Genomic DNA, 22,298 nt, shown 5'->3' on the forward strand with positions numbered 1-22,298 from the left:
GTCCCAAAATCAAAAAGAAGGAGAAAAACAATCTCCTTCCTTCAGGTTCAAGCCATTATTTTTTCTTTACTTCTTGAATTAGATAATCAACAAATAAGTCATCTTTTACTAACGCCGCTTCAAAATTCCGCTTAACAAATGACTCGGCTGCTTCAAAATTGGAAAAGCTTTGCTTTACTTCTGTATTATTCTTTTCGACAATCCACAGCTCTTTTTTAGGGAAAATAAATAAAATATCATTTTTTCGATTTTTATATAGGGAACCAAAAGTAGAATTCTTTACGTTGTAGCGATTTCTTTTAGCATCCTCCTGTATCGATTCAAGAGGAAAAGTATCTAGAACATAGTGTTTATAGGCTTCGTCAGTTAATATACTGCCCGATGCCTTCTGATGCCCTCCCCCACCATAATGTCCCGCAATTTCAGATACGTCTACATGGTCGTGGATTGTCCTGTAGGAGATTCTTTTTCCTCCCATATTGAGTATCACTATATAATCTAGATGAGCATATTCTTTTCCTAATTCATTTCCTAGCTCGGAATGATACGATTCTGCATAAACAACACCAGCATAATGATTTCTAACTTTTGCTTGGACAATTTCTCTTTTCTTTCGACGAATATATCGTTCAATTTTATCTTCTTCCATATTCAGCAATCTTTTTTCAAACGCATCAAAATCAAAGTGCTCAGCTGATGAGAGACGTTCAATCATTGTTTCTTCAAAGTCATCTATAGAAACTAAGTAAAAAAGCGAGTTTAGTGAATGAGCTTTTTGATTCTCGTTCTTCTCCCATTCCCAAGTATCATATTGCCTTACCAGCTCAACAAATTCCGATAACGCCGTATTTGCCTCCAAAAAGTTCATGGAGACCAAATACTCATAAAACAATGAGGTAGCAGAAGTTAAATTTCCTAAAGTATCTTCTACTACTACATAGCCCCACTTACAATCATCTAAGTGCAATGCTGATTTATGGTGATCAATCAATTGGATATTCCCATGTTTTTCGTAATATTCATTTAATCTATTTACATTTTCCTCATTTGGCGATAGGTCCGTTATAAATAAATATGTTTCAGTTGAATCATTTTCAAGAAAAAATTCAATTTCTCGATTCAAGGAAGCAACGGAATTATAGCGAACTTTAACATCCGGTCCAAATGCTAGTTTAGCTAAAATACCACAGCCTACTCCATCTAAATCATTATGGGTTAATAGTTTGTACATTTCTTTCACCTCAAGCGGTAGTATGGTTTTTATTGAATAAATTAAGTCCTTTCAAAATCTTCCTCTCTTAAATTTTTATAGAGTATATATTTCTATCTTTAGGTAAAAAATTATATTGTTCAAATTTCAACTAAAGGGATGACACCAATGAGTAAACCTCAAACACGTATAAAGGAAACTAAAATTACACAGGTAATTCTTCTAGGCATTTTTTGTTTTTCCATTGTAGTTGCATTATTAGATTCTATTTCAATTCAGCCCAATGTAACGTCGATATATTTTTACCTATTATTACTAATGGTTATCGCAACTGTCTATAAACCTATTCGCTTATTTTTAGCTAAAAGTGTTTCTTTTATTTTCAAAACACTCTTTTCAAGCATTAAATCCTTATGTACAACTGCCATTTCATTTATTTTACATAAGTAGAAAATTAATATTAAATGAAAAATTGATTTGTTTACCAACTGTCACTTACCCTTTTTCATTTTTTTCATACTATACAATGAGGAGCTGAGGGGAAAGGAGGAGCATAGCATGGTAAACAGAAATCAAAGCCAAGGTCAAAATCGAAATCAAATTCAATCTCAATATCAACTGCAAACTAATGTGGACAATGCTAATTCAGTCATGAGTGAGGAAGAATTCATTGCTAAGCTCAGCACACTAGCTGGAGTGATTCAGACTGTTGGCGGGATTATGTCCACAGCAGCTTCCTTTCTAGCCCTACAGAAGTTCCAACGAGATATCATCATTGATGACGAACCACAGGGAACCGGTACTAGTGCTAACGATGATAGAATTAATGAATTAGAAAAACAAATTCAATATTTAATGAAAGAAATCGAAGACTTAAAAGGACGTCAACCTTAAACAAAAGAAAACTCCACACAGGTTTCCCTTATGTGGAGCATTGAAGAAAATAATGATTAATTAATTGAATACTTACCAAATCCATCAGTACCATCACCTAAATATTTAATAGTGCTTCCTTCTGGAATTGAGTTTACAGCCTTTTTCGATGATTCGAAAACAACATTTGCAGTTGTTGGAAGTGCAGCAAATTTCCAGTTATTATCTGCCGATGGATCGATTGTTTCGTTAGCAATAATATAATCGATAATCGCTTGACGATTCTCATCTGGATATACTTCTACATAAGATGCATTACGCACCCCAGGGAATGTACCGTTTGCACGATAGTTGTTTGTTGCTACAATGAATTCTTGTTTTAAATCAATTGGTTGACCGTTATATTGTAAATTTACAATACGTGATGAACCTTCATTTACTAAATTACCGTTCGGATCGTATTTAGCTGGTTTTGTTACGTCAATTTCATAAGTAACTCCATCAATAACGTCATAGTTATATGAACGGAAATCGGTATTGATTAATTGTTGTTCTTTAGAACTGCTTGCATCGATTTGGTTAAATTGACCTGCTGACATTTCTAACCACTCTTTAACATCAGCTCCAGTTACTTTCAGAATTGCTAATGTATTATCGTATAGGTAAAGGTCAGCTACGTTTTTGATAGCCAATTCACCCGTTGGTACATACGTATAGTACTCAGGGTCGCTGCGTGTACCTGCTTTAAATGGTGCTCCCGCAGAAAGAACTGGATGGCTATCAAATTCAGTACCTTTAATTTTATTTTCTACATAAATAGTTTGTGCATTCGTTACAATTTGAATTGAAGGATCATCTAATACTTGTGAGAAATAACTATGAATATCTGCACTTGTTTTTCCTACTGGTTGACGAACATATTCAATTGTTCCTTCATGTGCTTCTTTTACAGCAGCTGCTAAACCTGCATCTACATCCGAAGAGTCTTTAGCGATTGCACGTACTTCTCCTGTACCAGTTACTACGTCCCACTCTTCACCTTTTTGCTCTAGAGTTAGGTCAATAACACCTAAGTGGCTTCCGTATTTACCAGGCATAATGATAGGCACACCATTCATAGTACCTTTTTCAATATCAACATTTGTTAAAGAAGCGTCAACTGAACCTGGGAATACTCCGTGAGCATGTCCAGAAATTATCGCATCTACACCTTCAACCTTTGTTAGAAGGTAAGATATATCCTCTTCACCAACAGTATGTGTCGCGTCACCTAAGCCCGAATGCGAAAGAACAACAATAACATCTGCTCCGTCTTTTTGCATTTCAGGAATAAGCTTCTCTACTGCTTGTACAGAATCATCAACAGTTACTTTCCCTTCTAAATGAGACTTGTCCCAATTTAAAATTTGTGGAGGTACAATTCCTGTTACCCCAACTTTAACAGTTGAAGTATTCCCCTTTGAATCTACTACTTCTTTTTCAATAATGACAAATGGAGTATACATAAATTCGCCGCTTGATGCATTTCGAATGTTTGCATTTACATATGGGAAGTCAGCATCATCTTCAACTTCATCAAAGAAATCTAAACCATAGTTAAATTCATGGTTTCCTAGTGTTGCTGCATCATAATCTAAATACTCCATCGCTGCTACAGAAGGATGATCTTCACCTTCTACAAGTTTGTCTACAGCTTGTTTATAAGACCCAAGTGGAGTACCTTGAATCGCATCCCCATTATCGAATAATAATGAATTACTGTTTTCTTCACGAGCTTTTTTAATTAGTGTTGCTACTTTTACAAGTCCTAAACTATTAGACTCTGTATCTTTGTAATAGTCATAATTCATAATGTTTGTATGAATATCTGATGTACCTAAAATCCGTAATGATGCAGTTGTTTTATATTCTTTTAAGAACCGCTCCAGGATTAAATCTAAATGTCTATCTGCTAATACATTTTTAAGCTTTAGGGTTTTGTCTGTGTACCCACTTAATAAGCCTAATGAAACAGCTTTTGCTAGCTCATCAAGGTTTTCTTTTTTAGCAGAATTGATATCTTTGTACTGCTTTAAGATATCCTCTGAGTATGTTTTGTTATCTTTTATAACCGTTACTAGACCGACAACTGCTTCTTCACGAGTGATGTTTGCATTTGGCGCGAATCTTTTTGCTGTTTTTCCATCGATGAGTTTTAATTCAATTGCTTTTTCAACGTAAGGTTTTAATGATGCAGGAACATCATTAAATTTCACTGTTTTTCCTGTTCCTAATTCAATTCCCATTGAATCAATTACAGCTTTTACGTATTCTCCTCTTGTTACTTGATCAACTTTTGCTGCGTCTACTTCCTTTACATTTGCAAATCCTGAGACTGCAAGTGATAAGGCTAAAGCAGAGGCGGAAACTTTCTTCCACATTAAAAACTCATCTCCTAATTAACAAAATTCTAAATCAATAGAATTTTATCAAAAAACAAAATATAAATATAGCAATTTTTATATTTTTTTGAAAAAAGGGAGTTTTTTTACATATATTTAATATATTCTCCATTTAAATATGTATAAATTTAAAGGCTGACACAAAAAATAATTTTTGTATCAGCCCTCAGTCACTTGTATTGATTTATTTTAATTTTATTGACCTGAACGTCCTTTTAATTGTGCTTCCGCCATTTGAACAAGGCGTTTTGTAATCTCACCGCCAACTGATCCATTGGCACGTGCAGCATCTTCTGGTCCAAGGTTTACACCAAACTCTTGAGCAATTTCAAATTTCATTTGATTCATTGCTGCCTCAGCACCCGGGAAGAGTAATTTGTTTGAACTTCTTTCAGAAGCCATATCTCTCACCTCCTTCGTAAATTTAGAATGGTCTAGGAGGTGTCCTTAAATACGTTGCTAAACATTCCTACATAGTATCATTTTCCCTTGTATTAAAATAACAAAAAGAAAATAGCTTTGATTCCTTTACTCTATATAATGAAAAACTGCTTTCTACATACTTTATTTTATTGGATTCAGAAAGTAGTATAAGCTAAAAATTCTAAAAACTTACACAAAATGTATTGCATTTGGTTTAATAAAAGCGTATCATGTTAATTAATTAAATAATCACTTATTTCAAGAACTTTTGAAGTAAGGATAGAGGAGCAAAAACCATCAGTACACAGTAAGAGGATTATGAGATCCAAAGACGATTGTGGAAAGGGGAATTTGCCGAAGCTTTTGAGAATCTCATTATCTCACGAGCTGGTTCTGTTATTGAAGAAATGCAGAACTGTCATATAGATTTCTATATGGAGGGCTATCTTACGCAAGGAAATGAACTTTATTTCTTCGCAACAACGAACCCTCGTTGTTGCTTTTTTGCGTTTACTTATCTTAACGCCCTTCTCCCTCTATTTTCTTAGAAAGCTAATGGTTATCGAAATTTCGAAAACATTAGTTGCCTCAAAAGGAGAAAAGAAGCTTATGTCTTTCTTTTCTGCTAAAAAATAAAAGGATGTGGAGAAGTAATGAATTTCGGAAAAATTTTAACTGCTATGGTGACGCCATTTGATGCGTCCGGTGAAATTGATTGGAATGCTACAAAAAACTTAATTAACTATTTAATCGCTAATGGTAGTGATGGACTAGTTGTCTCGGGTACAACAGGAGAATCTCCTACTTTAAGTGAACAAGAAAAACTTGATCTATTTAGATTTACAGTAAAGGTAGTAGACGGTCGAGTACCTATTATTGCAGGCACTGGCTCTTATAATACGAGAGATTCAATTATTTTAACAAAACAAGCAGAAAATGCAGGTGTTGATGGCATCATGCTAGTAACACCATACTACAACAAGCCTTCACAGGAAGGAATGTACCAGCATTTTAAAGCAATTGCTGCAAGCACATCTTTGCCAATTGTACTTTATAATATTCCTGGCCGTAGTGCTGTAAATTTAACTCCTGAAACGGTAATTAGACTATCAGCTATTCATAATATTGTAGCGATTAAAGAAGCAAGTGGTAATCTGGATGCGATGGCTGAAATAATTGAGAAAACACCAGAAAACTTTTCTTTATATAGTGGTGATGACGGCTTAACTTTACCTACCCTATCGATTGGTGGTACTGGTGTAATATCTGTAGCGGCACACATTATCGGAAATGAAATGCAACAGATGATTCAAAAATTCCAAAATGGCAACTTAGCTGGAGCTGCAAGTGACCACCGTAAACTGTTACCAATCATGAAAGCTCTATTTGCAACACCAAACCCAACTTCAGTAAAAGCAGCATTAAATTCTAACGGGATTCAAGTCGGTGGCGTACGTTTACCAATGATTCCATTAAACAACGAAGAATTAGCTTCATTACAAGCAATATTAAATTCTTTCGAAGAAGTGAATATGTAATATATTTTAAACAGGATCCTTAATAATCCTGTTTTTTCATGACAAATTCAATTTGATTACTACAAAATTTCCTTAATATATAGCAAAAACCAGACAAAGAATAACTCAATGCTTTCTTTGTCTGGTTTGATATTGGCAGTACTAAAAACCTCTTTGGGTTATCTTTCCTCAAAATCCTTTGTAAATAACTCCCCTAGCTTTTTAATACCTTCTTCAATTTTTTCAGGAGTACTGGATGAGAAGTTTAAGCGTAGGTGCTTGATACCGTCATCTGGATTTTTACAGAAGTGAATTCCTGGAACAAAGGCGACTTTGGATTCTGATGTAGCTCTTTCAAATAAGGCGAGCACATCCGGTTCACCTGGGAGCTCTACCCATATAAATAGCCCACCTTCTGGCTTTGTGAATTTCGTTCCTTCTGGGAAGTACTTTTCAATACTCGTAATCATTGTATGTAATTTTTCAGCATACATTGCATTTATTTTTTTCAAATGGTCTGGTAATAGACCTTGCTCAAGGAATTCTGCACAAATGGCCTGCGTTAAAGTTGCAGTATGTGTATCTGCACCTTGTTTTGCTACAGTTAGCTTTTGAATGATTTCTGCCTCTGCTAATACTGTCCCCACACGTAATCCTGGAGAAATGATTTTAGCAAAGCTATTTAACAGTACAACGTGACCTGTTTGGTCGAACGTCTTAATAGCCGGTAACACTTCTCCTGAATATCTCAGATCACAATAAGGGTCGTCCTCTAAAACAATCACATTAAATTGTGAAGCTAATTCCGCAACTTTTTTACGACGCTCTAAAGGTAAAGTGCGACCTGTTGGATTTTGGAAAGTAGGAATCGTGTAAATCATCTTTGGATTATGTTCTTTTATCTTTGCTTCTAAATCTTCCATTACTAAACCATGCTCATCCATTTCAACAGGCACTGATTTTACAAAGTACTTATTGAATGTAGAAAATACCCCTAAAAATGTAGGTGACTCTACTAGCACTACATCCCCTGGCTCAAGAAAAGCATCTGCTAACAAATGGATTCCTTGAGAGGCACCAGTAGTCACAATTACATTCTCAACTGTCCCCTTTATTCCTTTTGGGTGAACAATATGTTTTAGATAGGCCTCTTTTAGAGGTTTCCAGCCCTCAGTAATTCCGTATTGTAGAATTTGGTGTCCGTTTTCTGATAGTAATTTGTCGGTAATCCCTTTAATTTCATCGATTGGGAAAGATTCATTTGCAGGACTTCCCCCACCAAATGAAATCATCTCTGGATCTGCCATTGCCTTAAAAATTTCTCGGACTGCACTTGAAGATACTTCCCCCATACGGTTTGCGAACTTATACATTGTAAATCTCCTTTCAAAAATCCCTTATAAATCAATACTTTCATCCTACTCATTATAACCTAAAAATTTTTTCTCTTTTTTAATTCATCGCGTCTATTCTCTAATTGATTAGTGCAGAATAGAATCGGAGGTGATAACTTATGGCAAAGCGAAATAAGCCCCTTAAGAAAGGCAAAAAAGACAAAAAAGCGAATAACCTCGAAGAGATTGCAGTAGAGCAAGATGTAAATGCTGCTGCAGCTGCACAGAAAAATGCTTCACAAAAGAAAAAAAAGAAATAGTTAAATCTAAAAATAGAAGAAATGCTTTTTCTTAAGGGTCTCTTTTGTGAAGAGTCCTTTTTTTATGTGTTGCTTATTTAATTTCGTTTAATCTTCAAAACTCCATTTACAACATAATTGGGTCTTTGCTCATTCATAACCGCTTCAACATTAGACCAAATATTTTCATGTGCTCTGAAGAACGTACTAGTCGAAATACCGCCAATATGAGGAGAAAATAAAACCTTATTTTCTGTATCAGCTGGAAGATTAACTAAAGGGTTGACCTTAGTGGTCGGTTCTGGATAAACCGTATCAAAGCCGGCACCTTGAATTTCACCTTGGATTAATGCTTCTTTCATTGCTTCATTATCTACAATTTCTCCTCTTGCTGTATTAACAAGAAAGGCCGTTTTCTTCATCTTTTTCAAAAATTCCTGGTTAACCATAGCTGTTGTTTCTTCTGTTACAGGCACATGGATGCTAATGATATCGCATGTACTTATTAGCTCTTCAAGCTCTAAGTAGGTAACCTGATGTTGATCTTCCACTTCTTTGGCAAAACGTGTTCGACTGTAATAGTAAAGATTACTCTCAAAGGAAGCTAACCTTTTCGCTACTGCCTTTGCAATATCTCCAAAGCCAATTAGACCAACTTTACAATCAGCAATTTCTGTAATACCTTCAATCATAGCTTTTTCCTTTGTTTGCAATTGTTTACCCTCACGTACACTTCGGTCTCCAGAAGCAACATTCCTTAATAATCCCAGCATCAGTAGAATTGTCTGTTCTGCAACCGCCCCTGAGTTAACTCCTTTATTATTACAAACATAAATACCGCGTTCCTTCGCCGTTTGAATATCAATAGCGTTATAGCCAACACCTTCAGAATGGATAAGGCGCAAATCTGGTAAATTTTCAATGAGGGTTTTACTGACTTGTGCAATAGCATCTGCTAATATAATTTCGGAATCTCTTCCCTTTTCGATTAGTTCTTCATCACTTGTGCCAATTGGAAAATAGAAAATTTCAGCCTTTTTAATAATTTCATTATTGGGCATATACTTTTTATATCTATCCTCATTTCCAATTACTAATACTTTCATTAAATTACCCCCCATCACAAGTAAAGTTTTACGAATTTTCTATATTCTACTATTTTATTACTTTTCCTCAAGTGAATCAATTTAACGGTCTATGCCCTAGTAATTATATGACTAAACTTACTTACCCTAGAAAAAGACTCGGTTCTAACATAATAGAACCGCGTCCCTATTCTTCCTGAATAAACTTTACTACATCATATCCACATTGGTTGCAAACCATTAGATGAGGACAAATTTGATCTTTGGCTGTATTCGGATAACCGTCTCCCATTTTAACGGTTTCTTCATCGTTATAGTGACCATAAGGATCTAAATAGTCCGATACCTTCCCTGAATCATCTAAGCGAGTATTACACTTGGGACAATCAACCTCTAGCACTTTTAGTGAATTACATAAAGGACACATTGCCATCAATACCATTCCTCCCTCTTAATTTACCAGCTTATACTATTGTCCCCCTACTTTTCCCAAGTATTTATGCTATATTTTAGGAGAATAGTTTAATGTGAAGGGATTGAGAGTTAACAATGCAAACTTATAAAATTGCGGTTATAGCTGGAGACGGCATAGGCAAAGAAGTGGTACCAGCAGCCATAGAAGTGCTTGATGAAGTTGCAAGGCTTGATGGGAGCTTCCAATTTGAATGGACTTACTTCCCATGGGGCTGTGATTACTATCTAGAGCATGGGGAAATGATGCCTGAGGATGGGCTTGAAACATTAAAGCAATTCGATCAAATCTTTTTAGGTGCAGTAGGAATGCCTGAGCTTGTCCCTGATCACATTTCACTTTGGGGATTATTGATTAAAATACGCCGTGGCTTGAAGCAGTCCATCAATGTTCGACCGGCTAAGCTTTTAGCTGGACTTGAATCACCTTTAAAAAATCCTGAGAACTTCGACATTACAGTAGTTCGTGAAAATTCAGAGGGCGAGTATTCTGATAGTGGCGGCCGGATGCATAGTGGAGCAGATGAAATCGCTATTCAAAATGCTGTTTTTACTCGAAAAGGAACTGAGCGAGCAATGCATTACGCATTTGAACTAGCGAAAAATTCTCGTCAGCATGTAACAAGTGCAACGAAATCAAATGGGCTAACATACTCTATGCCATTTTGGGATGAAGTCTTTAATGAAGTGAAAGAAAATTATCCTGATATCGATACGGCAGTAAACCATATCGATGCTTTAGCTGCATTTTTTGTCATGAAGCCACAAGCATTTGATGTAATTGTTGCTTCGAATTTATTTGGTGATATCCTAACTGATTTAGGCGGTGCAATTATGGGAAGTATCGGTATTGCCCCTGCTGCCAATTTAAATATCGAGCGGGAATATCCATCAATGTTCGAACCGGTTCATGGTTCAGCACCAGACATTGCAGGTAAAGGCATTGCCAACCCAATTGGCCAAGTTTGGACTGGTAAAATGATGCTCGACTTCCTGGGACATCAAGAAGCAGGAGCTCGCATACTAAATGCAATCGAACAATCTTTAGTAGCTGGTGTGAAAACCGGTGACTTAGGTGGAGCGTCTTCCCTTACTGAAGTGAAAAATTCAATTTTACAATCTCTATAAAAATGTAGAAGCCCAAAAATCCAATTGTGATTTTTGGGCTTTAAATTTAATTATCTTTTAAAGTTTCAATGGCATTCATGCGTATTTTGTGATTACACCTCTCGCAATAAAAAAAATTCACCTTTATTTCATCTCCACAGTCATCCGGATCAATCGAGCCACTAAAGCTGAATTTCCTTTTTTGCTTTAAGAAATTACTCTTATTTTTTCATTCACATGAATAAGCTATAGTAATCGACTAAGAAGAGAAAGGTAGGAAGAATGATAAAGGATTATGTATCTGATATTACCTTTCAAAATTTAAGTCATAAACACATGTCTTTTGAAAGGGTTTTTCGTAATATTGAACAGTTTATGGAGAAAGATCCCACCGGAAATTTCAAATTAATGTTTGGGACCGATTCGCAAGTGTTTAGTCGAGAAACAAGATTTATAACAGGCATCGTCATCCAACAAGAAAGAAAAGGTGTTTGGGCATGCTTCCGAAAAGTCACTATTCCAAGAAGAATGACCAACCTCTATGAACGAATCTCTTATGAAACTACCTTAACAGAAGAAGTAGTAGCCCTTTTCACCGATGAGAAAAAAGACAGTTTAATAGACATTGTACTTCCTAACATCTATAAAGGAGCAAGTCTTTCAATCGAAGGCCATATTGATATAGGCTCAGGAAAAAGAAACAAAACGAGTATTTTTGTAAAAGAAATGATGTCACGCATAAATACAATCGGATTGAAGCCTAAAATAAAACCAGACTCATTTGTAGCCAGCAGCTACGCAAATCGGTTTACTAAATAAGTGTAGAAAAGACTAAATCACCTGTGATGCATTTTTCATAATATTAGACACATAGTTATTAAGTTTTCATTCTATTGTGATAATATTAAGATTGAAAGAATAATATTGGGGGAATTAAATATGTTAGCAAATTTTGAGGAAAATCTACAAAAATACGCGAAGTTATTAGCTGCAAAGGGCATCAATGTTCAGCCTGGTGACTGGGTTAAAATGACTATCACGGTTGATCAAGCCCCTCTTGCACGTTTAGTGACAAAGGAAGCTTATGCATTAGGTGCCGAAAAAGTCATCATTAAATGGTCTGATGATGAAATTACGAAATTGCACTATCTAAACCAACCAACTGAAGTTTTAACAGACATTCCTCAATATGAAATCGATGAGTCTGAAGATCATGTTTTAAATCATCATGTGAGCAGACTTTCAATTGTATCGAGTGACCCTGGCTTACTAAATGAAGCAGACCCTGCAAAAATTGCTGCTTACCAAAACATTGCAGGTAAAGTATTCCATGCACAGCGTAAAGCAACACAAAATGATGATTTAAAATGGACAGTTGCAGCTGCAGCTGGAGCAGGCTGGGCAGCAAAAGTATTCCATAACCTTGCTACAAGCGAAGAACAGGTTGATGCATTATGGGATCAAATCTTTAAAGCTTGCCGAGTGTATGAAGAAGATCCAATTGCTGCTTGGGATGAGCACAAACAAATCTTAAACGAAAAAGCCAATAAGTTAAATGAAATCCAGTTCGATGCAATTCACTATACTGCTCCTGGTACAGATTTAACTTTAGGTTTACCTAAAAACCATATTTGGGCTTGTGCAGAAAGCTACAATCCAAAGGGTGATGAGTTTATTGCTAACATGCCTACAGAAGAAGTGTTCACTGCTCCTGACACACGCCGTATGGACGGTGTTGTTCGAAGCACGAAACCGCTTAGCTATGCAGGTACTTTAATCGAAGGGATTGAAGTACACTTCAAAGACGGTAAGATTACTGAAATCTCAGCTGAAAAAGGCGACGAAGCAATCAAAAAATTAGTCTTTGATAACGAAGGTGGTACTGGCTTAGGTGAAGTAGCACTTGTTCCAGATCCATCACCTATTTCACAATCTGGTATCACATTCTTCAACACTTTATTCGACGAAAATGCATCAAATCACTTAGCAATTGGTTCTGCTTACCCAACTACAATTGAAGGCGGAACAAAAATGAGCCCTGAGGAATTACGTGCAAACGGTATGAATACTTCAACAGTTCACGTAGACTTCATGATTGGTTCAGCTAACATGGATATCGATGGCATCAAAGAAGACGGTACTATTGTTCCAATCTTCCGTAATGGCGACTGGGCAATCTAATACATTATTAATATAAGCTTTAAAAGGCGCTGAATGGTCATCATTCGGCGCTTTTTTATACGAATTTGTAGGAAGGTGTCGATATATTTCCCGAGAAATGTTTTATTTTTGCGATTTAAATCGAAATAGGCATTATTCCCTTTCCAACTCTCTAAGGATTGAATCGTATCTATTACATCTCATCATTTAGTCCGTTATACAGAAACTATGACAATCCACAAAAACACGAATTTTAATTAAAAATTAAAATAAAATGTTCGGTTTTAACTAAAATTCATTATTAAAACAGAGTCTCAACACACCCTTCATTCGTCACTTTTAAATTTTCTAGTAATTTCATGTTTCTTAATCTACAAAACTATGTTACACTTTGTTCTAACAGTGTCCACTACGGAGATACATCTGTACACTCTAATAAAATAATTTACTATCACCTCGGAGGGTCATCATGAAAAACATTGTACATAAGTGGCAACAAATTAGCCTCGTTAGACGAATTTTACTTGGTATTATTATTGGTGTTTTATTAGCCCTTACCATTCCAGAGGCAACTAGCTGGGTATCAATTTTCGGTTCATTATTTGTTGGAGCATTAAAGGCAGTGGCTCCTATTTTAGTTTTGGTTTTAGTCATGAATGCAATCTCAAGCCACAAAAGTGGTAAAAAAACGAATATGAAAACTATTATTGCTCTATATGCAATTGGGACATTTTTAGCTGGAATAGTTGGCGTTGTTGCGAGCTTCTTATTCCCCGTTACTTTAACTTTGACAACTAGTACTAATGAGGTCGCTCCTCCTGAGGGAATTTTACAGGTGCTGCAAACTTTACTTTTTAACATTGTGGACAATCCAATTCATGCCTTAATGAATGCAAATTATTTAGGGATTTTAGCTTGGGCGCTTTTACTTGGATTCGCATTGAAAAAGAGCGCTGATAGTACAAAAACAATGATTGCCAACTTTTCTGACGCAATTACTAATATTGTGAAATGGGTTATCGAATTAGCTCCATTCGGGATTATGGGTCTAGTGTTTGATGCTATTTCAACAAATGGGTTAAAATCCTTAACTGAATACGGTCAGCTTTTAATATTACTACTTGGCTGTATGTTATTTGTCGCATTAGTGGTTAATCCGTTGATTTCATTTATCTTTACTCGTCAAAATCCATATCCATTAGTACTTAGAACTTTAAAAGAAAGTGGATTAACAGCATTCTTCACACGTAGCTCTGCTGCCAACATTCCGGTAAATATGGCGTTATGTGAAAAATTAGATTTAGATGAAGATACTTATTCGGTTTCCATTCCATTAGGAGCAACAATCAATATGGCAGGTGCTGCTGTGACAATCTCTGTATTAACACTTGCGGCTGCACACACTCTTGGTATTGAAGTAGATATTTGGACAGCGATTATTTTAATGGTTTTATCAGCTGTATCTGCATCTGGCGCTTCTGGTGTAGCAGGTGGTTCATTGTTACTTATCCCCCTTGCTTGTAGCTTATTCGGTATTTCAAATGATATCGCTATGCAAGTGGTTGCTGTCGGTTTCATCATCGGTGTATTACAAGACTCTTGTGAAACTGCCCTTAACTCTTCATCTGACGTATTATTTACAGCAACAGCAGATATTGCAAATAAACGCTCAAAAGGATAATCAAATAATTAGAATAGGAAAAGGAGCCGTTTCACACTCATGTGAAATAGCTCCTTTTTCTATTACTGTTGTTCTGATTCGCGATATCGCATTGTCAGCCCTTTTATAAAGTTACGCGTAAAATTATCTCCACACTCTTTATAGTTACGATGATCTGCTTTACGTAAGATTGCCCCGATTTCTCCTTTTGACACATTTAACCTTGCATCATAGAAGATTGTGATCATGTCCTCAGTCGTTAAACTTAGTGCAACCTTTACTCTCTTAATGAAAAGATTGTTTGCTGCATCCCGTTTCCCTGTTGGCTCAGGTGCTTTTGTCTGATTTGGTTTTTGCTCTTGTTTTCCACGCTTAAATGTTATAAACCCGTTTAAAAATGCTTCAAGCTTTTCATAATCACAAAGCATAAAGTTAGGGTTACTTAAGTCAATCTCACCATCTTCATCAAATTGTGGCTTAGTTAAAATTTTAAGCACTTCTTCTTTCGAAAGTTCCATACCGCCCAGTTTAAATATTTCGACCATGTCTGTATTTTTAATATCAAGTGCATAACGTAATCGAATTAGTAAATCATTATTTGTCATATTGCTCTCCTTTTACTTTCTAAAGCGAAAAATTTATGTATTCCTTAATTTATCACATCGAGGACTTTCCATCCATTAAACACTATTATTGACTACCGCTAATCTTACTTACTGATGTTACTTATTTCAATACTTCCTGTACATTAAAACATAAATGTTCTCGCTTTCTTTGACAATTAAAGCAAGTATAGCAAAATCCGCTTACATACTATACTCTCGTCGGAATTTTGCTATAATAAAAAATATTTAATAGCATATGGAGGTCTTTTAATGAGACTAAATGAAAAGGAACTAGAAATCGTAGAAATTCTAGAAAAAGATGCCCGAATCGCAACTGAGGATATCGCTAAAATGGTGGGCTTAAGTCTTGAAGAAACAACGGAGTCCATAAAAAAACTAGAGGAAAATAAAGTCATCGTTCGCTATATTTCCATTGTGGATTGGACAAAGGTTGAAGAGCACCCTGGTGTAAGAGCAATGATTGATGTAAAGGTGACACCAAAGCGTGGGGTTGGCTTTGATGAAATTGCTGAAAGAATTTATCGTTTTGACGAAGTAAATTCTGTGTACTTAATGTCGGGTACATATGATCTATCGATTATTGTGGAAGGGAAATCCATGAATGAGGTGGCAAACTTTGTATCTCAAAAGCTCTCTACCTTAGATTCTGTTATCTCAACAACGACTCACTTCATTTTGAAGAAGTATAAGCATGATGGAATCATTTTCGAACCAGATAACAAAGACAAAAGAATTGTGGTGTCACCTTAATGGAATCAACAAAACGTACGTATGTATCGAAATTGGTACATGATTTAAAGCCATCAGGAATTCGTCGCTTTTTCGATTTAGCAGCGGGAATGGAAGGTGTAATCTCTTTAGGGGTTGGGGAACCTGATTTTGTAACTCCCTGGCATATCCGTGAAGCGGCAATCACTTCCCTTGAACAGGGATATACCTCCTACACACCGAATGCAGGATTATTAGAGTTACGCGAAGAAATTGCCTATTATATGAAAAGTCAATTTAATGTAGCCTATTCCCCTGCTGATGAGATTATTGTAACTGTTGGTGCAAGCTCTGCTATCGATATTGCATTAAGAACAATTTTAGACCCGGGCGATGAAGTCATAGTTGTGGAACCATGCTTCGTATCTTATGTACCTATGGTCGAATTAGCTGGTGGTGTGGCTGTTCAAGTCCAAGCATTAAAAGAACATGATTTTAAAATTTTACCTGATCAAATCGAAGCAGTTATTACAGAAAAAACAAAAGCTATTATGCTATGCTCACCAAATAATCCTACCGGTACAATGTTAAGTAGAAGTGAATTACAGGGGCTAGCAGACTTAGCTAATAAATACGATTTATTAGTAATTGCCGATGAAATTTATGCAGAGCTAGCCTATGATGAAGAATATACAAGTATGGCAGCCATTGATGGAATGCTTGAAAGAACAATTTTAGTTTCTGGATTCTCAAAAGGCTTCGCCATGACAGGCTGGCGTCTAGGATTTGTTTGTGCTCCTGTTGAGATTTCAAATGCAATGCTGAAGGTTCACCAATATGGTTTAATGTGTGCTTCTACAATGTCACAATATGCTGCCATTGAAGCTCTGAAGCACGGTCGAGCAGATGTAGAAGAAATGGTAAAAAGCTACCGTCGACGCAGAAATTATATTGTACAGTCCTTTAACGAAATAGGATTAGAGTGTCATAAGCCTGGTGGAGCTTTCTATGCCTTCCCATCTATCCAATCAACTGGGCTAACTTCTCAGGAATTTGCCGAAAAGCTATTATTGCAAGAAGGCGTAGCCGTTGTTCCAGGGGACGTATTCGGGGAAAGCGGCGAAGGTCACATCCGCTGCTCCTACGCCTCCTCACTAGAGCAGCTACAGGAAGCAGTTAAACGAATAAAACGGTTTATTGATTCACTTTAGAGCCTCTTAGTTATCAATATAAAAAAACGAATTCCCAAAATATCAGGAATTCGTTTTTTATTTATATTATCGTTTTTCTTCTTCGTCTTCCCAACATTCAACATCACCGATATTCGGAACATTTTTCTTGTAGAAGACTGGGTCTTTGCCTTGGTTACGTTGAGCAATATAGTCCTGGATAACTGGTTTTGCCACTTTCCAAAGCATTAAGATTGCCAGTAAGTTAATGATCGCCATTATGGCCATGAAAAGGTCTGCTAAATCCCAAACAACTTGAACTTTCGCAACTGAACCAAACATAACAAAACCTACAGCTAAAATACGGAAAATTAGTAAGCTTGTTTTAGAATCTTTGATAAACCCAATATTCGTCTCACCATAGAAGTAGTTTCCAATAACCGTACTGTAAGCAAATAAGAAAATAGCAATAGCTAAGAAAATTCCAGCCCATTCTCCTAAATTAGAAACTAAAGAAGCTTGTGTTAAATTAATAGAAGCTGCATCCGATTGAAGATATACATCACTCAATAGAACGATAGCTGCAGTTGAAGTACAAACGATTAATGTATCAATAAACACACCTAATGTTTGAATTAACCCCTGTTTAACCGGGTGAGACACTTCTGCTGTAGCTGCCGCGTTCGGTGCAGACCCCATACCAGCCTCATTTGAGAATAAACCACGTTTAATCCCATTCATAATTGCTGCCCCAATCATCCCTGCAAATGCTTCTTCAAATCCAAAGGCAGATTTGAAAATTAAGGCAAACATACCTGGTAATTCTGTAATATTTAATACTACAACAACTAATGCAACAGCAATATAAGCAATCGCCATAACCGGTACGATTACTTGAGTAACGCTGACAATACGCTTTAATCCACCAAAAACAATAATGGCTGTTAAGATTGAGATGATAATACCAACTACAACACGATTTGTACCAAAGCTTTCTTCAAATGCAATAGTAATTGTGTTTGCTTGTACAGCGTTAAATACAAAACCATAAGTTAACGTAATTACTACTGCAAAAAGCACACCCATCCATCTCTTATTTAATCCTTTTTCCATATAATAAGCAGGACCACCACGGTACATGCCTGTGCTAGAATCTTTGACTTTATACACCTGAGCTAATGTACTTTCAATTAATGCTGAAGCTCCACCAATTAAGGCAATCATCCACATCCAAAATACAGCACCTGGTCCTCCTAGCGCAATGGCTGTAGCAACCCCAGCAATATTACCAGTCCCGATACGAGATGCTGCCGAAATTGTAAATGCTTGGAATGAAGAGATCCCTTTCTTCTTCCCTGATTTATCTTTTGGTGATTTTTCAGTAAGTAGCTTGAACATTTCAGGGATTAATCTAAATTGTATTAATTTCGTTTTAAACGTAAAAAATAGTCCGATTCCTACAAGTAAAACAATTAATACGTAAGAATACAAATATGTATTTACTGTTCCTAATATACTTTCAAACAAATTCATAATCCTTCCTCCTTCATTTATTTTCTACTAATTTGAGTACTTTCGAGTTAACTATTTCATATTCAATTAAGCGCTTAATTTTTTCCACATAATTCTTCATTCTAAAAATACTATTCATGCGCTTTCCTACTATTCTTAAAAAAAGAGACTATTTTCACTATAAATAAGGGTTTAACTTTTAGAATGATTGTACGAATACGAGAAAATATAAGTATTCAAACACTTTCAAATTATAACAGTATAATATTACAGAAGTAAAATATCAAAATTTTATTAATATTTCTATAATAAAACCATATAAAACAAAAGAATCAAGCGCTGCTCTACCATAAAGGGATTTAGCAGCGCTTGAAAATTTAGATCCTTAAATTTTAAATTTGTTTACTAATTCACGAAGGTTTTCCGCTAGTTTAGATAAAGAAGCAGCTGCATTTGTTACTTCCTCTGTTGCAGCAAGCTGTTCTTCTGTTACTGCTGCAATTTGACCTGCATTATCTGAGGTTACCTTTGCTAACTGTGCAACCTCCTCTATTGAAGCATTTACTTGCTGAACACTTGCTGATAACTCTTCGGAGATTGCTGAAAGCTCCTGTGTTTGCAAAGTAGAATCTCCGATAGAAGTTTTAATAACATTGAAGGTTTTACCCGTTTCTTCAGCTAAATTCACTCCGTTTGTTACCTCTTGGTTTGCTTCGTGCATCATTTGAACTGCATTTTCCGTCTCATTTTGAATTGTTTTAATGATTTCCGAAATCTGATTTGCGGAGGTTCTCGATTGTTCCGCAAGCTTACGTACTTCATCAGCTACTACTGCAAAGCCTTTTCCATGTTCACCTGCACGAGCCGACTCAATTGCTGCATTTAGTGCAAGTAAATTTGTTTGATCTGCGATACTTGTGATGACTTCTATAATATTGCCGATTTCTTTTGATTTGCTCTCTAATTCTTGTATCACTTGATTTGTTTCTGAATTAGCTTGAGAAATTGTTTTCATTTGTTCAATAACATTCAGTACATTTTTATAGCCCAATTCCGTATGGCTAGTAGACTCTATTGATGATTCTGCTACACTTGATGCATTATCTGCAATTCTTGTAATGGCTATAGTGATTTCATCGATGGCTTGTGCACTTTCCTCTGTATTTTTCCCTTGCACCTCAACATTTTTGGCTACCTCTGTAATAGAAACTGCCACCTGATTCGTTGCAGCGGTTGTTTCTTCAGAGCTTGCTAATAGTTCTTCTGCTGCATTCGAAAGCTGGATAGACGAAGTAGTCACTTCATTAATCATCATTTTTAGGTTTTGAGACATTTCATTAAAGTTTTCTGCTAAATCACTTAATTCATCGCCAGTTTTATCGTCAATAACTGCTGTAAAGTCACCCTCACCAGCCGATTGAAGAACCGTTGAAAGTCGATTTAATCGATTCTTTATTTTTCTTGTAAAGAATGATACGCCAATAATGGAAACAACGATAATAATCAATAATACGATCAAGAAAACTCTAAGTACTTTTGAAATAATACTATCGATAATATCCTGAGCTGCTCCTACGTATAGTATCCCTACAATATCACCTTGTGCATTTTTTAACGGCATATAAGCTGCTTGATAAATATTTCCTTGTACATTTGCTTCACCTAAATAATTCTCACCTTTACCAATAACAATATCTGCAACCTCTTGTGAAATTTGTGTACCAAGAACACGTTCGCCGTCCTTCATAACGTTTGTTGCAACACGTGTATCTCCTTGGAAAATTGTCACAGTATCACCAGTGTCCGCTCCGATTGCGTCTACTAGACCTGCATTTTCGTTCATCAAAGTAGCCCCTTTATATAACTGGTTATCTTTGATTTCCCAATCTCCTGGATATGTACTATCAATATAATTTAAGGATAACTTTAAATCTCCCTCTGCTTTTTGAATGGCAAATTGCTTAATGCCGGCTCGCACTTCATTATTTACTACAAGTCCAATGACAGTTGATAGTAAAAGGATAACGAGAATAACAATTATATTTATTTTAGTACCTAGCTTAAGTTTCATATAATACATCCTTATCATTTAATTTTGATTTTCAAATTTCCTATCTAGCCTTTAATACGTTCAGGTTTGTGATTGGAAGGTCCAATAATTGTTTAATATAAAGTTCACAACAGGAATCACCAGAATGGTAACTAATTCACCTATGACATAATGGAGATTGAAAAGATGAACTATGACAAACATTAATAGAAAATTTAAAAGAAACCCTATTGCTGACACAGTCGTAAAGCGAAGGGCTCTTTGTCGAGTAATGATGCTTCCAAATGTATATTTAACATTTAGAAAGAACGATACAATCGTCATAATGATAAATGAAAGTGCAGAACTCACTACAGGATCCATATACAGACCTTCAATAAAAATAAACACTGAAATAAAATAAATTAATGTACATATACAGCCGACAAAGCTATATTTCAAAAACTTTGTAAACAATGTTTTGCTTAATATCATGACTTCTCTTCCGAATCTCCTTTAAAATGCAGACTTACTATCTATTAGTAGAATCTTAACTTTCAATCAAAGACCTTCCTAGCAATATTCTTTTTTAAGATAGTATTAGGCTGTCGTTTATTTCGATTGATTAATAGAATTAATTGCAAAAAGACAATGGGTAAAAGAGATTTTTTATATGCAAGATATTTAGGCTCCCAATCTGTTGCAAATTTACCTTTAAACTCCTTCAAGCCTTTAAAATTATATTTTTTATTTCCATAACGATAGACATACTGAAGTAACTTTTCACTAATAAATGAATCCTCGCAATTGCCTACATTGGCTAACGGCGCCATACCCAAGCTGCACTTATGGAAGCCTGACTCTTTTGCCCATAGAATTATATTTGTAAATAAAACATCCATTGTCCCATGTGGACTTTGTTTACAATTTCTCATTAAGTCAATAGTGACCGTCTGCTTATAATTTGTTGGTAACGTGGCAAAAGCGATAATTTTTCCTTGTGGATCCTGCATTAGTGCAATCGGGAAACGGGAAACATAATCCTCATAAAAAGAAACCACCGAAAAACCCTTCTCCTTTTCAGTTCCAAGCCAGCATTGTGAAATGCTCTTTATATCGGAAATATGCTGTGGAGAATGTGGTGGTTGTAGAACCCTAAATGTAAAGCCATTTCGGGTAAATTTATTTAATCTAGTTCGTAGCTTTGCTCCCCTTTTCCCATCTAAAGAAAAAGAGTTTAGCTCAATAAGTGCTTCTTCACCTAACTTCATAAATCGAAAACCCGCATCATGATAGAGTTGCATATAACGGGGATTTACCTGATAGTAAATCGGCTTTACCCTGTTTTTTTTACAAAACTCATTGAATTCTTTTATAGCCTTGTGGAAATTCGATTCTGTGCCTAAAGGATCGCCCAGTACTACATATTTATCGAAAATTTTCTTATACACAATCAACACATTCAAGTCTTTTGTCCAAAACTGTTTTTTATCTTTTAAAAAGATTAAATGTGATACATGGTTACCCCCGTTCTTTTTAAAAAAAGTGAGCAAATCATCATACTGAACGTGTACCTGATTTTCTGATAAACCTCTCTTCATAAGCTTTTTTTGAGAGTTAGAAATAGAAATGAGGCTTTTCATTGAAACCATGGGTATTTCCTCCTGTTAATAT

The 22,298-nt window shown here is 35.7% G+C and carries 21 protein-coding genes and 1 riboswitch; of the genes, 10 read left to right on the plus strand and 11 right to left on the minus strand.

Going from position 1 to position 22,298, the window contains the following annotated elements; genetic code table 11:
- Positions 1–55: 55 nt before the first annotated feature.
- Positions 56–1,231 carry a DHH family phosphoesterase gene (locus LG296_RS16670; protein ID WP_107935281.1) on the minus strand — a complete coding sequence of 392 codons (1,176 nt, stop codon included), beginning with the start codon at positions 1,229–1,231 and terminating at the stop codon, positions 56–58.
- 147 nt (positions 1,232–1,378) lie between these two features.
- Here LG296_RS16670 and LG296_RS16675 point away from each other — a divergent pair, with 147 nt between their 5' ends.
- Both LG296_RS16675 and LG296_RS16680 read left to right on the plus strand, forming a co-directional pair.
- On the plus strand, positions 1,379–1,660 hold the full coding sequence (locus tag LG296_RS16675) for a hypothetical protein (protein WP_107935282.1): 282 nt from the start codon (positions 1,379–1,381) through the stop codon (positions 1,658–1,660).
- Between the two features lie 108 nt (positions 1,661–1,768).
- Positions 1,769–2,104: a hypothetical protein gene (locus tag LG296_RS16680; RefSeq protein ID WP_107935283.1), complete on the plus strand. Its 336-nt coding sequence runs from the start codon at positions 1,769–1,771 to the stop codon at positions 2,102–2,104.
- Positions 2,105–2,160: 56 nt separating this feature from the next.
- Here the strand turns inward: LG296_RS16680 and LG296_RS16685 are convergent, their stop codons facing one another.
- Positions 2,161–4,503, minus strand: a complete 2,343-nt coding sequence (locus tag LG296_RS16685) for a bifunctional 2',3'-cyclic-nucleotide 2'-phosphodiesterase/3'-nucleotidase (protein ID WP_107935284.1) — start codon at positions 4,501–4,503, stop codon at positions 2,161–2,163.
- Between the two features lie 216 nt (positions 4,504–4,719).
- Positions 4,720–4,926, minus strand: a complete 207-nt coding sequence (locus LG296_RS16690; protein WP_107935285.1) for an alpha/beta-type small acid-soluble spore protein — start codon at positions 4,924–4,926, stop codon at positions 4,720–4,722.
- A 293-nt stretch (positions 4,927–5,219) separates the two neighbouring features.
- A riboswitch (Lysine riboswitch) is annotated at positions 5,220–5,400 on the plus strand.
- A gap of 200 nt (positions 5,401–5,600) precedes the next feature.
- Between LG296_RS16690 and dapA the strand changes: the two genes are divergently transcribed.
- Entirely contained in the window at positions 5,601–6,485 is an 885-nt protein-coding gene (gene dapA, locus LG296_RS16695; protein WP_107935286.1) for a 4-hydroxy-tetrahydrodipicolinate synthase, read from the plus strand.
- A 158-nt stretch (positions 6,486–6,643) separates the two neighbouring features.
- Here dapA and LG296_RS16700 read toward each other — a convergent pair whose 3' ends face one another.
- Complete coding sequence (locus tag LG296_RS16700; protein WP_107935287.1) at positions 6,644–7,837, minus strand: PLP-dependent aminotransferase family protein; 1,194 nt, start codon at positions 7,835–7,837, stop codon at positions 6,644–6,646.
- Between the two features lie 140 nt (positions 7,838–7,977).
- On the opposite strand from LG296_RS16700, the gene LG296_RS16705 reads away from it, so the two are divergent.
- Complete coding sequence (locus tag LG296_RS16705) at positions 7,978–8,118, plus strand: hypothetical protein (protein ID WP_181418051.1); 141 nt, start codon at positions 7,978–7,980, stop codon at positions 8,116–8,118.
- A gap of 77 nt (positions 8,119–8,195) precedes the next feature.
- Here the strand turns inward: LG296_RS16705 and LG296_RS16710 are convergent, their stop codons facing one another.
- Positions 8,196–9,203, minus strand: a complete 1,008-nt coding sequence (locus LG296_RS16710) for a 2-hydroxyacid dehydrogenase (RefSeq protein WP_107935288.1) — start codon at positions 9,201–9,203, stop codon at positions 8,196–8,198.
- A gap of 166 nt (positions 9,204–9,369) precedes the next feature.
- Entirely contained in the window at positions 9,370–9,615 is a 246-nt protein-coding gene (locus LG296_RS16715; RefSeq protein ID WP_107935289.1) for a hypothetical protein, read from the minus strand.
- Positions 9,616–9,731: 116 nt separating this feature from the next.
- Here LG296_RS16715 and LG296_RS16720 point away from each other — a divergent pair, with 116 nt between their 5' ends.
- From LG296_RS16720 to sstT, 4 genes are all read left to right on the plus strand, one after another.
- Positions 9,732–10,781 (plus strand): tartrate dehydrogenase, encoded by a 1,050-nt coding sequence (locus LG296_RS16720; RefSeq protein WP_107935290.1) that lies wholly within the window; start codon positions 9,732–9,734, stop codon positions 10,779–10,781.
- 261 nt (positions 10,782–11,042) lie between these two features.
- Positions 11,043–11,579, plus strand: coding sequence for a ribonuclease H-like YkuK family protein (locus tag LG296_RS16725; protein ID WP_107935291.1), 537 nt, complete (start codon positions 11,043–11,045; stop codon positions 11,577–11,579).
- Between the two features lie 120 nt (positions 11,580–11,699).
- Positions 11,700–12,941 (plus strand): aminopeptidase, encoded by a 1,242-nt coding sequence (locus LG296_RS16730; protein ID WP_107935292.1) that lies wholly within the window; start codon positions 11,700–11,702, stop codon positions 12,939–12,941.
- A gap of 448 nt (positions 12,942–13,389) precedes the next feature.
- A complete protein-coding gene (gene sstT, locus LG296_RS16735; RefSeq protein WP_107935293.1) occupies positions 13,390–14,601 on the plus strand; it encodes a serine/threonine transporter SstT in 1,212 nt (403 codons plus the stop codon).
- Between the two features lie 62 nt (positions 14,602–14,663).
- Here the strand turns inward: sstT and LG296_RS16740 are convergent, their stop codons facing one another.
- Positions 14,664–15,185: a DUF1456 family protein gene (locus tag LG296_RS16740; protein WP_107935294.1), complete on the minus strand. Its 522-nt coding sequence runs from the start codon at positions 15,183–15,185 to the stop codon at positions 14,664–14,666.
- Between the two features lie 270 nt (positions 15,186–15,455).
- Here LG296_RS16740 and LG296_RS16745 point away from each other — a divergent pair, with 270 nt between their 5' ends.
- Entirely contained in the window at positions 15,456–15,956 is a 501-nt protein-coding gene (locus LG296_RS16745; protein WP_107935295.1) for an Lrp/AsnC family transcriptional regulator, read from the plus strand.
- On the plus strand, positions 15,956–17,125 hold the full coding sequence (locus LG296_RS16750) for an aminotransferase (protein ID WP_107935296.1): 1,170 nt from the start codon (positions 15,956–15,958) through the stop codon (positions 17,123–17,125). Before LG296_RS16745 ends, LG296_RS16750 begins: the two co-directional genes overlap by 1 nt.
- Positions 17,126–17,191: 66 nt before the next feature.
- Here LG296_RS16750 and LG296_RS16755 read toward each other — a convergent pair whose 3' ends face one another.
- The 4 genes from LG296_RS16755 to LG296_RS16770 all read right to left on the minus strand — a co-directional run bounded on the left by LG296_RS16755 (position 17,192) and on the right by LG296_RS16770 (position 22,276).
- Positions 17,192–18,616 (minus strand): sodium:alanine symporter family protein, encoded by a 1,425-nt coding sequence (locus LG296_RS16755; RefSeq protein WP_107935297.1) that lies wholly within the window; start codon positions 18,614–18,616, stop codon positions 17,192–17,194.
- A gap of 364 nt (positions 18,617–18,980) precedes the next feature.
- Complete coding sequence (locus LG296_RS16760; RefSeq protein ID WP_235867647.1) at positions 18,981–20,666, minus strand: methyl-accepting chemotaxis protein; 1,686 nt, start codon at positions 20,664–20,666, stop codon at positions 18,981–18,983.
- A 60-nt stretch (positions 20,667–20,726) separates the two neighbouring features.
- Positions 20,727–21,119, minus strand: a complete 393-nt coding sequence (locus tag LG296_RS16765; RefSeq protein WP_107935299.1) for a GtrA family protein — start codon at positions 21,117–21,119, stop codon at positions 20,727–20,729.
- A gap of 62 nt (positions 21,120–21,181) precedes the next feature.
- Positions 21,182–22,276, minus strand: coding sequence for a phosphatidylglycerol lysyltransferase domain-containing protein (locus tag LG296_RS16770; RefSeq protein ID WP_107935300.1), 1,095 nt, complete (start codon positions 22,274–22,276; stop codon positions 21,182–21,184).
- Positions 22,277–22,298: the final 22 nt, after the last annotated feature.

The sequence above is a fragment of the Ureibacillus chungkukjangi genome (assembly GCF_044795995.1).
Lineage (GTDB): Bacteria > Bacillota > Bacilli > Bacillales_A > Planococcaceae > Ureibacillus > Ureibacillus chungkukjangi.

Bases quoted from the DNA above. Each gene is read 5' to 3' on its own strand.
- LG296_RS16670 (WP_107935281.1), bottom strand. From the start codon at position 1,231: ATGTACAAACTATTAACCCATAATGATTTAGATGGAGTAGGCTGTGGT.
- LG296_RS16675 (WP_107935282.1), top strand. From the start codon at position 1,379: ATGAGTAAACCTCAAACACGTATAAAGGAAACTAAAATTACACAGGTA.
- LG296_RS16680 (WP_107935283.1), top strand. From the start codon at position 1,769: ATGGTAAACAGAAATCAAAGCCAAGGTCAAAATCGAAATCAAATTCAA.
- LG296_RS16685 (WP_107935284.1), bottom strand. From the start codon at position 4,503: ATGTGGAAGAAAGTTTCCGCCTCTGCTTTAGCCTTATCACTTGCAGTC.
- LG296_RS16690 (WP_107935285.1), bottom strand. From the start codon at position 4,926: ATGGCTTCTGAAAGAAGTTCAAACAAATTACTCTTCCCGGGTGCTGAG.
- dapA (WP_107935286.1), top strand. From the start codon at position 5,601: ATGAATTTCGGAAAAATTTTAACTGCTATGGTGACGCCATTTGATGCG.
- LG296_RS16700 (WP_107935287.1), bottom strand. From the start codon at position 7,837: ATGTATAAGTTCGCAAACCGTATGGGGGAAGTATCTTCAAGTGCAGTC.
- LG296_RS16705 (WP_181418051.1), top strand. From the start codon at position 7,978: ATGGCAAAGCGAAATAAGCCCCTTAAGAAAGGCAAAAAAGACAAAAAA.
- LG296_RS16710 (WP_107935288.1), bottom strand. From the start codon at position 9,203: ATGAAAGTATTAGTAATTGGAAATGAGGATAGATATAAAAAGTATATG.
- LG296_RS16715 (WP_107935289.1), bottom strand. From the start codon at position 9,615: ATGGCAATGTGTCCTTTATGTAATTCACTAAAAGTGCTAGAGGTTGAT.
- LG296_RS16720 (WP_107935290.1), top strand. From the start codon at position 9,732: ATGCAAACTTATAAAATTGCGGTTATAGCTGGAGACGGCATAGGCAAA.
- LG296_RS16725 (WP_107935291.1), top strand. From the start codon at position 11,043: ATGATAAAGGATTATGTATCTGATATTACCTTTCAAAATTTAAGTCAT.
- LG296_RS16730 (WP_107935292.1), top strand. From the start codon at position 11,700: ATGTTAGCAAATTTTGAGGAAAATCTACAAAAATACGCGAAGTTATTA.
- sstT (WP_107935293.1), top strand. From the start codon at position 13,390: ATGAAAAACATTGTACATAAGTGGCAACAAATTAGCCTCGTTAGACGA.
- LG296_RS16740 (WP_107935294.1), bottom strand. From the start codon at position 15,185: ATGACAAATAATGATTTACTAATTCGATTACGTTATGCACTTGATATT.
- LG296_RS16745 (WP_107935295.1), top strand. From the start codon at position 15,456: ATGAGACTAAATGAAAAGGAACTAGAAATCGTAGAAATTCTAGAAAAA.
- LG296_RS16750 (WP_107935296.1), top strand. From the start codon at position 15,956: ATGGAATCAACAAAACGTACGTATGTATCGAAATTGGTACATGATTTA.
- LG296_RS16755 (WP_107935297.1), bottom strand. From the start codon at position 18,616: ATGAATTTGTTTGAAAGTATATTAGGAACAGTAAATACATATTTGTAT.
- LG296_RS16760 (WP_235867647.1), bottom strand. From the start codon at position 20,666: ATGAAACTTAAGCTAGGTACTAAAATAAATATAATTGTTATTCTCGTT.
- LG296_RS16765 (WP_107935299.1), bottom strand. From the start codon at position 21,119: ATGATATTAAGCAAAACATTGTTTACAAAGTTTTTGAAATATAGCTTT.
- LG296_RS16770 (WP_107935300.1), bottom strand. From the start codon at position 22,276: ATGGTTTCAATGAAAAGCCTCATTTCTATTTCTAACTCTCAAAAAAAG.